Below are 11,266 nucleotides of genomic sequence, written 5' to 3' on the forward strand. Positions count from 1 at the left end.
TTTGCACCGATTGCCGGATGCGGTGTAAACACCTTATCCGGCCTACATTATTTCAATAGATTGCAATAATGTAGGCCAGATAAGACGCGCCAGCGTCGCATCTGGCATTTGCATCGATTGCCGGATGCGGTGTAAACACCTTATCCGGCCTACGAATCCCGGGATTTCCTGACCCTCTCGACATATACCGTCAGCGTCTGTTTTATGACATCCAGCGTCACCGGCTTCGACAGACAACTGTCCATACCGGACTCCAGACACCGCTGCTTTTCTTCGGCCAACGCATTGGCAGTTACCCCTATTACCGGCAACGTCAGCCCCAACTGACGAATACGTTGCGTCAAGCGATAACCATCCATATTTGGCATGTTGACGTCGCTAAGCACGATATCGATATGATTCTTGCTAAGTACATTAAGCGCATCAACGCCATCATTCGCTGTTTTACATTGATAGCCCAACGATCCCAACTGATCGGCCAGCAAACGACGGTTAATCGGATGATCATCCACGACCAAGATCATCATATCGTCATTATCACTGACCGCTTTGTCCGTCGACGGCAGAGAGTGAGCAGGATCGTCACTCTCCATCCCGATCAGATAAATACGCGCCAGCAATGCCGGTAACTCATGCGCAGCCGCCACACTGTGCACCCATTCCCCAGGCGCCTTCTCTAGTGGAATGCCAATATGCCGACGGCAGAAAGTCACCACTGCTCTACCCTGCCATTTTTCACTCACCGCATCATCGGTGATTAATACATCCTCTGGCGCCGGTTTCTGGCCTTTGTATGTTGCAACATCCACGCCGCTACGCGACAAACAGGATTCGATAAACTGACATAGCGATGCATTACGTACCGCCAGCCAGCAGCGTTTGCCGCTTAAGCCTTCCACGCCTTTTTTCTGCGAGTACTGCGCGCCATACAACGGAATACGTACGGTAAACTGACTCCCCATTCCCGGTTCAGAATCCACCGAGATGTCACCATCCATCATGCTGATTAATTTTTCACAAATTGCCAGCCCCAGCCCGGTGCCCTGGAAGTTACGTTGAACCCCAGTCCCCACCTGGAAGAATGGATCAAACAGCCGCACCACTTCTTTTGCCGGAATCCCCACGCCAGTATCGCGTACGCGAATAGAAAGATAATCTCCCTCGACGCGAACATGCAGAACAATGCAACCAGTATCGGTAAATTTAATAGCATTACTCAACAGGTTGGATATCACCTGCTGCAAACGCATCGGATCGCCGTTTAAGGCCACTGGCACATCCGGTTCAATAAAGCAGTACAGGCCAAGTTGTTTACGCACCACCAACGGCAAATAGTTAGCCGTAATGTGGTTCATGACTTCGCGCGGCGAAAATTCTCGCGGTTCAATTTTCAACTGTTCCGATTCAATCTTCGAAAAGTCGAGAATGTCGCTGATAATCTTCAACAACAGGCTGGAAGAGTTGTTCATTGCTGTCACCAGACGATCAACGCCTTTCGGTAACTCTTTGGTTTGCAATAGATCCAGGTTACCAATAATGCCATACAGCGGTGTGCGCAGCTCATGGCTCACGGTGGCAAGGAACATTGATTTCGACTGGCTCGCCTGTTCCGCCGCTTGCGCCATCTCCTGCAGCGACTCTTCCATCTTCACGCGCGAAGAAACATCCACCAGCACACAAATCGCCACGTTTTCATTGCGATAGCGCGAGTGAACAAAACTAATCTGCAAATTAGTATTATTACTGGTCAGAACATCAACAAAATTGACCTGCTGACCACAAATGATCTGCGTCAGGCGCTGGCGATCCTCATGCGTAAGCATATTGAGATAGGTATGCGCCAGCTCGTTACTCAGAATATTGACACCATCAACAGTCCGCAAAATGCAGATCCCCACCGGTGCAGAGGCGACAATCTTGCGGTTAAACTGCTCGTGTTCTTCCAGTCGTTGAGCATCACTTTCTGCCGGAATGAAAATACGCCGCTCATACATCCGCGCAAGGGTAAACAACGCGGCTCCCGCAATCACATTCAGCAAAATCGCATTGAGGATCAGCATACGAATGCGTTCCAGCACCTGATCAACAGGTACCGAGTAGACAATACTTAATGAAGATGGCGGTAGATTTTTCTTCAGCACCAGTTCACGAAAGCCTGGCGTATACCCAAACCAGGAACGTTCCTGCATCCAGCGCGGCTCAGCTTCAATTTTACTTTCCGCGCCGGTAAGCGAAATCAGGGTATGACCATTCTCATCAAGAATGGTGACGCCCATTGGCAGCGTGCCTGGCAGGAAAAAGTTATCCATGCGAATTGTCTGCTCAACCCCCAGTAACGCCTGCAATCGGTTTGCCAGATACACCGGCGTCAGTGCATAAAAATATCCCACTCCAGGGCGCGGACCTTCACTAATCCAGTACAGATTGCTGCCGCGGTCATCCTGCGGTGCGTTACGGTATTTATTGATGCGTTCATGCAGAGCTTTAAGAGCGGCATCGCGTTCAACGGGCATATCACGCAGGCCAAAGTTCGCCATGCAAAGATTATCGCTGCCGATAAAAAACACGCGGTTGAGATCATAAGCGGCAGAGAAATTATCGCGCCAGTAACGCATAAACCACGCCAGAGACTCCAGAGATCCTCGCCAGGTGTTACTCATTGCAGAACAATCAGAATCCGCAAACAGCGGCTCAAACACCGGCACATCTACTTGCGTTTCACGTCCACGTGGAGAAAGCACGCCGTTTTCTACAGACAGGCGATTTTCAGCAATGTACTTCAGCTCTTTCATCACATCCGAGGTACGCTGAATAAACCGCTGGGCCTGATCCGAGCTCAGATTAAATTCCTGACGAATCTCAGATTCTCGCTGATGCAGCGCATTAACAATGTAAAAAACTGATGAAAACGCAATCAATAACCAGAGTAACAACGCCAATGCTCTGAACATATAGCGTGAAACTTTCAGGGTTGTACGAAAAGAAGCAAGGTATTTCAAAGGGGAGAAGCTCCGCCTCAAGTGACTGATGGAGTGTGGTTAAAGTAACGGTAAAAACGTGTCACCGCAATGTTCTCTCTTCTCTGGAATATGATACACCGCCGAGAAATCATCGTCTTACCCCCTGATAATTATCATTTGCCGGACAAGATGGATGGATTTCATCATGCATTATATGAAGTGGATTTATCCACGCCGCTTACGCAATCAAATGATCCTGATGGCAATCCTGATGGTCATTGTCCCAACGCTTACTATTGGTTATATCGTAGAAACGGAAGGACGTTCAGCAGTCTTATCTGAAAAAGAGAAAAAACTTTCTGCCGTGGTCAGCTTGCTTAACCAGGCGCTGGGCGATCGCTACGCTCTCTACACGGACTTACCACGCGAGGAACGCATCCACGCATTAAATGCAGAACTTGCCCCCATTACCGAAAATATCACTCACGCCTTCCCTGGCATCGGCGCTGGTTATTACAACAAAACGCTGGATGCAATAATCACCTACGCGCCTTCAGCGCTATATCAGAATAATGTGGGCGTTACCATTGCCGCAGATCACCCTGGTCGCGAAGTCATGCGTACAAATACCCCTTTGGTTTATTCAGGCAGGCAGGTGCGCGGCGATATTTTGAATTCAATGATTCCCATTGAGCGTAATGGTGAAATCCTCGGCTATATCTGGGCCAATGAATTAACCGAAGATATTCGCCGCCAGGCCTGGAAAATGGATGTGAGGATTATCATTGTGCTCACCGCCGGTTTGCTGATAAGCCTGCTGTTGATTGTGCTTTTCTCCCGTCGCCTGAGCGCCAATATAGATATCATCACCGACGGCCTCTCGACTCTGGCACAAAATATTCCCACTCGATTACCACAATTGCCCGGTGAAATGGGGCAAATCAGTCAGAGTGTTAACAACCTCGCCCAGGCACTGCGTGAAACGCGAACACTTAACGATCTGATTATTGAAAACGCTGCCGATGGCGTCATTGCCATTGACCGCCAGGGTGATGTAACCACCATGAACCCAGCAGCAGAAGTCATCACTGGCTATCAACGTCATGAACTGGTAGGGCAGCCTTACTCCATGTTGTTCGACAATACTCAGTTCTACAGTCCAGTACTGGATACGCTGGAACATGGCACCGAACATGTAGCGTTGGAGATCAGTTTTCCAGGCCGTGACCGCACCATTGAACTCAGTGTCACTACCAGTCGTATTCATAACACGCACGGTGAAATGATAGGTGCTTTGGTGATTTTCTCTGATTTAACTGCCCGCAAAGAAACCCAGCGCCGCATGGCGCAAGCAGAACGCCTCGCCACACTGGGTGAGCTAATGGCTGGCGTGGCGCATGAAGTACGTAATCCGCTGACGGCTATTCGTGGTTATGTACAGATCTTGCGCCAACAAACCCGTGCCCCAATACATCAGGAATATCTGTCCGTAGTACTCAAAGAAATCGACTCAATTAACAAAGTCATTCAGCAATTGCTCGATTTTTCACGCCCACGCCACAGTCAATGGCAACAAGTCAGCCTCAATGCATTGGTTGAAGAAACTCTGGTACTGGTGCAAACCGCCGGCGTACAAGCGCGGGTCGACTTCATTAGCGAACTGGATAATGAATTAAGCCCGATTAACGCCGATCGTGAACTGCTGAAACAGGTACTACTGAATATCCTGATTAATGCCGTCCAGGCTATCAGTGCACGAGGGAAAATTCGCATTCGAACCTGGCAGTACAGCGACTCACAACAGGCCATTTCGATAGAAGATAACGGCTGTGGCATCGATCTCACGCTACAAAAAAAGATCTTCGATCCCTTTTTCACCACCAAAGCCTCAGGAACCGGGCTTGGTCTGGCGTTAAGTCAACGCATCATTAATGCCCATCAAGGTGATATTCGCGTCGCCAGTTTGCCGGGCCACGGCGCAACCTTCACGCTTATTTTACCGATCAACCCACAGGGAAATCAGACTGTATGACTGCTATTAATCGCATCCTTATTGTGGATGATGAAGATAATGTTCGCCGTATGCTGAGTACCGCTTTTGCACTACAAGGATTCGAAACACATTGTGCGAACAACGGACACACAGCATTACACCTGTTTGCCGATATTCACCCTGACGTGGTGTTGATGGATATCCGCATGCCAGAGATGGACGGCATCAAGGCACTCAAGGAGATGCGCAGCCATGAGACCCGAATACCCGTTATTCTGATGACGGCCTATGCGGAAGTGGAAACCGCCGTCGAAGCGCTACGCTGCGGGGCCTTCGACTATGTTATCAAACCGTTTGATCTCGATGAGTTGAATTTAATCGTTCAGCGCGCTTTACAACTCCAGTCAATGAAAAAAGAGATCCGTCATCTGCACCAGGCACTGAGCACCAGCTGGCAATGGGGGCACATTCTCACCAACAGCCCGGCGATGATGGACATCTGCAAAGACACCGCCAAAATTGCCCTTTCTCAGGCCAGCGTCTTGATTAGCGGTGAAAGCGGCACCGGGAAAGAGTTGATTGCCAGAGCGATTCACTACAATTCGCGGCGGGCAAAGGGGCCGTTCATTAAAGTCAACTGCGCGGCGCTGCCGGAATCGTTGCTCGAAAGTGAACTGTTTGGTCATGAAAAAGGTGCATTTACTGGTGCACAAACCTTGCGTCAGGGATTATTTGAACGTGCCAACGAAGGTACTCTGCTCCTCGACGAAATTGGCGAAATGCCGCTGGTACTGCAAGCCAAATTACTACGCATTCTGCAGGAACGGGAATTTGAACGGATTGGCGGCCATCAGACCATAAAAGTTGATATCCGCATCATTGCTGCCACCAACCGTGACTTGCAGGCAATGGTAAAAGAAGGCACCTTCCGTGAAGATCTCTTTTATCGCCTTAACGTTATTCATTTAATACTGCCGCCTCTGCGCGATCGCCGGGAAGATATTTCCCTGTTAGCTAATCACTTTTTGCAAAAATTCAGTAGTGAGAATCAGCGCGATATTATCGACATCGATCCGATGGCAATGTCACTGCTTACCGCCTGGTCATGGCCGGGAAATATTCGAGAGCTTTCCAACGTTATTGAACGCGCCGTCGTGATGAATTCAGGCCCGATCATTTTTTCTGAGGATCTTCCGCCGCAAATTCGTCAGCCAGTCTGTAATGCTGGCGAGGTAAAAACAGCCCCTGTCGGAGAGCGTAATTTAAAAGAGGAAATTAAACGCGTCGAAAAACGCATCATTATGGAAGTGCTGGAACAACAAGAAGGAAACCGAACCCGCACTGCTCTAATGCTGGGCATCAGTCGCCGTGCATTGATGTATAAACTCCAGGAATACGGTATCGATCCGGCGGATGTATAACACCAAAACTTGCTATGCAGAAATTTGCACAGTGCGCAATTTTCTGCATAGCCGCTCATTCTCCTTATGAATCCCCATCTAATTTATCCTTTTCTATTCAATTATTTAAATAACAACATCCAATAATCTCATTCTGGCACTCCCCTTGCTATTCCCTGACTGTACCCACAACGGCGTATGCAAGAGGGATAAAAAATGAAAACAAAATTGATGACATTACAAGACGCCACCGGCTTCTTTCGTGACGGCATGACCATCATGGTGGGCGGATTTATGGGGATTGGCACTCCATCCCGCCTGGTTGAAGCATTACTGGAATCTGGTGTTCGCGACCTGACATTGATAGCCAATGATACCGCGTTTGTTGATACCGGCATCGGTCCACTTATCGTCAATGGTCGAGTCCGCAAGGTGATTGCTTCACATATCGGCACTAACCCGGAAACAGGTCGGCGCATGATATCTGGTGAAATGGACGTCGTCCTGGTGCCACAAGGTACGCTAATCGAGCAAATTCGCTGTGGTGGCGCTGGGCTTGGTGGTTTTCTCACCCCAACTGGTGTCGGCACCGTCGTAGAAGAAGGCAAACAGACACTGACACTCGACGGTAAAACCTGGCTGCTCGAACGCCCGCTGCGCGCCGACCTGGCGCTCATTCGCGCTCATCGTTGCGACACACTTGGCAACCTGACCTATCACCTTAGCGCCCGCAACTTTAACCCCCTGATAGCCCTTGCGGCTGATATCACGCTGGTAGAGCCAGATGAACTGGTCGAAACCGGCGAGCTGCAACCTGACCATATTGTCACCCCTGGTGCCGTTATCGACCACATCATCGTTTCACAGGAGAGCAAATAATGGATGCGAAACAACGTATTGCGCGCCGTGTGGCGCAAGAGCTTCGTGATGGTGACATCGTTAACTTAGGGATCGGTTTACCCACAATGGTCGCCAATTATTTACCGGAGGGTATTCATATCACTCTGCAATCGGAAAACGGCTTCCTCGGTTTAGGTCCGGTCACGACAGCGCATCCAGATCTGGTGAACGCTGGCGGACAACCGTGCGGCATTTTACCCGGCGCAGCCATGTTTGATAGCGCCATGTCATTTGCGCTAATCCGTGGCGGTCATATTGATGCCTGCGTGCTCGGCGGTTTGCAAGTAGACGAAGAAGCAAACCTCGCGAACTGGGTAGTGCCTGGGAAAATGGTGCCCGGTATGGGTGGCGCGATGGATCTGGTAACCGGGTCGCGCAAAGTGATCATCGCCATGGAACATTGCGCCAAAGATGGTTCAGCAAAAATTTTGCGCCGCTGCACCATGCCACTCACTGCGCAACATGCGGTGCATATGCTGGTTACTGAACTGGCTGTCTTTCGTTTTATTGACGGCAAAATGTGGCTCACCGAAATTGCCGACGGGTGTGATTTAGCCACCGTGCGTGCCAAAACAGAAGCTCGGTTTGAAGTCGCCACCGATCTGAATACGCAACGGGGTGATTTATGATTGGTCGCATATCGCGTTTTATGACGCGTTTTGTCAGCCGGTGGCTTCCCGATCCACTGATCTTTGCCATGTTGCTGACATTGCTAACGTTCGTGATCGCGCTTTGGTTAACACCACAAACGCCAATCAGCATGGTGAAAATGTGGGGTGACGGTTTCTGGAACTTGCTGGCGTTCGGTATGCAGATGGCGCTTATCATCGTTACCGGTCATGCCCTTGCCAGCTCTGCTCCGGTGAAAAGCTTGCTGCGCACTGCCGCCTCCGCCGCAAAAACGCCCGTACAGGGCGTCATGCTGGTCACTTTCTTCGGCTCAGTCGCTTGTGTCATCAACTGGGGATTTGGTCTGGTTGTCGGCGCAATGTTCGCCCGTGAAGTCGCCCGGCGAGTACCCGGTTCTGATTATCCGTTGCTCATTGCCTGCGCCTACATTGGTTTTCTCACATGGGGTGGCGGCTTCTCTGGCTCAATGCCTTTGTTGGCTGCAACACCGGGCAACCCGGTTGAGCATATCGCCGGGCTTATCCCGGTGAGTGATACTCTGTTCAGTGGTTTTAACATTTTCATCACTGTGGCGTTGATTGTGGTGATGCCATTTATCACCCGCATGATGATGCCAAAACCATCTGACGTGGTGAGTATCGATCCGAAACTACTCATGGAAGAGGCTGATTTTCAAAAGCAACTACCGAAAGATGCTCCACCGTCCGAGCGACTGGAAGAAAGCCGCATTCTGACGTTGATCATCGGCGCACTCGGTATCGCTTACCTGGCGATGTACTTCAGCGAACATGGCTTCAACATCACCATCAATACCGTCAACCTGATGTTTATGGTTGCGGGTCTGCTGCTACATAAAACGCCAATGGCTTATATGCGTGCTATCAGCGCGGCAGCACGCAGTACCGCCGGGATTCTGGTGCAATTCCCCTTCTACGCTGGGATCCAACTGATGATGGAGCACTCCGGTCTGGGCGGACTCATTACCGAATTCTTCATCAATGTTGCGAACAAAGACACCTTCCCGGTCATGACCTTTTTTAGTTCTGCACTGATTAACTTCGCCGTTCCGTCTGGCGGCGGGCACTGGGTTATTCAGGGGCCGTTCGTGATGCCCGCAGCCCAGGCGCTGGGCGCTGATCTCGGTAAATCGGTAATGGCGATCGCCTACGGCGAGCAATGGATGAACATGGCACAACCGTTCTGGGCGCTGCCAGCACTGGCAATCGCCGGACTCGGTGTCCGCGACATCATGGGCTATTGCATCACTGCCCTGCTCTTCTCCGGCGTCATTTTCGTCATTGGTTTAACGCTGTTCTGACGGCACCCCTACAGACAGAAGGAATATAAAATGAAAAATTGTGTCATCGTCAGTGCGGTACGTACTGCTATCGGTAGTTTTAACGGTTCACTCGCTTCCACCAGCGCCATCGACCTGGGGGCGACAGTAATTAAAGCCGCCATTGAACGTGCAAAAATCGATTCACTACACGTTGATGAAGTGATTATGGGTAACGTATTACAAGCCGGGCTGGGGCAAAATCCGGCACGTCAGGCACTGTTAAAAAGCGGACTGGCCGAAACGGTGTGCGGATTCACGGTCAATAAAGTGTGTGGTTCGGGTCTTAAAAGTGTGGCGCTTGCCGCCCAGGCAATTCAGGCAGGTCAGGCGCAAAGCATTGTGGCGGGGGGTATGGAAAATATGAGTTTAGCGCCCTACTTACTCGATGCAAAAGCACGCTCTGGTTATCGTCTTGGAGACGGACAGGTTTATGACGTAATCCTGCGCGATGGTCTGATGTGCGCCACCCATGGTTATCATATGGGGATTACCGCCGAAAACGTGGCTAAAGAGTACGGAATTACCCGTGAAATGCAGGATGAACTGGCGCTACATTCACAGCGTAAAGCGGCTGCCGCAATTGAGTCCGGTGCTTTTACAGCCGAAATCGTCCCGGTAAATGTTGTCACTCGAAAGAAAACCCTCGTCTTCAGTCAAGACGAATTCCCGAAAGCGGATTCTACGGCTGAAGCGTTAGGCGCATTGCGCCCGGCCTTCGATAAAGCAGGAACAGTCACCGCCGGGAACGCGTCTGGCATTAACGACGGTGCTGCCGCTCTGGTGATTATGGAAGAATCGGCGGCGCTGGCGGCGGGCCTAAAACCACTGGCACGCATTAAAAGCTATGCCAGCGGCGGCGTGCCCCCCGCATTGATGGGTATGGGGCCAGTACCTGCCACGCAAAAAGCGTTACAACTGGCGGGGCTGCAACTGGCAGACATTGATCTCATCGAAGCCAACGAAGCATTTGCTGCGCAGTTCCTTGCCGTTGGGAAAACCCTGGGCTTTGCACCTGAGAAAGTGAATGTCAACGGCGGAGCCATCGCGCTGGGGCACCCTATCGGCGCCAGCGGTGCACGAATTCTGGTCACACTATTACATGCAATGCAGGCACGCGATAAAACGCTGGGGCTGGCAACACTGTGCATTGGTGGCGGCCAGGGAATTGCGATGGTGATTGAACGGTTGAATTAATGAACAAAAACGCCCGATAGCGAAAGTTATCGGGCGTTTTCTTGAACATCGACAGCGAAGGTAACCCCATCAATCACCAGTCAAAACTTTTTACCAGCGTCAGCTCGCCAGCATTACGCATTGGCACGATAAAGGTTTCCTGTTTCTCATTCACAGATCCCTCATCCGTAATCAGCGTCAATTGGGCCGTAGTCAATTCAGTCTCACTATTACCGCCATAGTAGTTGATATAAACCTGATAACGCCCAGGGATCGGCGCGGGCATGGCAAAAATCTCTGGTCCATAACCTGTCGTGACATCCATATCCAGTGCACCACTGTTTTTCAGCACGGTGTTACCGTACCAGGCGTGTTCGCCATCGGGCGTGACAACATGGAGATCGAGATCGGTGTTGTCCGTATCCCACGAAAGAACCAACCGTAAACGCGCACGAATCATCCCTGCGCCTGGCGTAGAGTAAAACTGCATTTTTTGTCGGCTTTGCCCATCGGGGCTGATGACCTGCACGCTGTTGCTGCCTTCAGTGAAAATATAAGGGCGTGCAAATGAACCATCAGATTCAATTCTCTGCGGCATACTGACGCCGTTAACCACCAGCCGCCCCTGCTGAACTTTGCCCGCCGCAGCATAATTTTTTATTTTGCCGCGGATCTGCGCTGAGATATTTTGATCATCTGCCATGTTGACGGACGACGCGGGGTAATTGATCGATTGTGAGAAATTAGCATCTTCACCATCCGCTGGATGCCAGCCAGAGAGCGGCGCATCAATCTCGACATCCTGAACACCTTCGCTGTGGGCAACAGGTGAAAGCGCCACCAGTAACAACGGAAGAAAAATCTTTCGCAT

The 11,266-nt window shown here is 50.7% G+C and carries 8 protein-coding genes; 6 read left to right on the forward strand and 2 right to left on the reverse strand.

Annotated features, from left to right (window positions below; translation table 11 throughout):
• Positions 1-149: 149 nt before the first annotated feature.
• The gene (gene rcsC, locus PS053_RS06525) at positions 150-2,999 is read right to left on the reverse strand and encodes a two-component system sensor histidine kinase RcsC (RefSeq protein WP_256879019.1); all 2,850 of its coding nucleotides are present in this window, start codon (positions 2,997-2,999) and stop codon (positions 150-152) included.
• Between the two features lie 166 nt (positions 3,000-3,165).
• Between rcsC and atoS the strand changes: the two genes are divergently transcribed.
• The 6 genes from atoS to atoB all read left to right on the forward strand — a co-directional run bounded on the left by atoS (position 3,166) and on the right by atoB (position 10,416).
• On the forward strand, positions 3,166-4,992 hold the full coding sequence (gene atoS / locus PS053_RS06530; protein WP_256879018.1) for a two-component system sensor histidine kinase AtoS: 1,827 nt from the start codon (positions 3,166-3,168) through the stop codon (positions 4,990-4,992).
• Positions 4,989-6,374: an acetoacetate metabolism transcriptional regulator AtoC gene (gene atoC, locus PS053_RS06535; RefSeq protein ID WP_000125274.1), complete on the forward strand. Its 1,386-nt coding sequence runs from the start codon at positions 4,989-4,991 to the stop codon at positions 6,372-6,374. The genes atoS and atoC overlap by 4 nt, the downstream gene beginning before the upstream one ends.
• Positions 6,375-6,569: 195 nt before the next feature.
• The gene (gene atoD / locus PS053_RS06540; protein WP_000850538.1) at positions 6,570-7,232 is read left to right on the forward strand and encodes an acetate CoA-transferase subunit alpha; all 663 of its coding nucleotides are present in this window, start codon (positions 6,570-6,572) and stop codon (positions 7,230-7,232) included.
• Entirely contained in the window at positions 7,232-7,882 is a 651-nt protein-coding gene (atoA, locus tag PS053_RS06545) for an acetate CoA-transferase subunit beta (RefSeq protein WP_000339057.1), read from the forward strand. Before atoD ends, atoA begins: the two co-directional genes overlap by 1 nt.
• Positions 7,879-9,201: a TIGR00366 family protein gene (locus PS053_RS06550; RefSeq protein ID WP_256879017.1), complete on the forward strand. Its 1,323-nt coding sequence runs from the start codon at positions 7,879-7,881 to the stop codon at positions 9,199-9,201. The genes atoA and PS053_RS06550 overlap by 4 nt, the downstream gene beginning before the upstream one ends.
• 30 nt (positions 9,202-9,231) lie before the next feature.
• Positions 9,232-10,416 carry an acetyl-CoA acetyltransferase gene (gene atoB, locus PS053_RS06555; protein WP_000786538.1) on the forward strand — a complete coding sequence of 395 codons (1,185 nt, stop codon included), beginning with the start codon at positions 9,232-9,234 and terminating at the stop codon, positions 10,414-10,416.
• Positions 10,417-10,489: 73 nt separating this feature from the next.
• Here the strand turns inward: atoB and PS053_RS06560 are convergent, their stop codons facing one another.
• Entirely contained in the window at positions 10,490-11,266 is a 777-nt protein-coding gene (locus PS053_RS06560; RefSeq protein WP_001225831.1) for a YfaP family protein, read from the reverse strand.

Source organism: Escherichia albertii (assembly GCF_028622335.1).
GTDB lineage: Bacteria > Pseudomonadota > Gammaproteobacteria > Enterobacterales > Enterobacteriaceae > Escherichia > Escherichia albertii.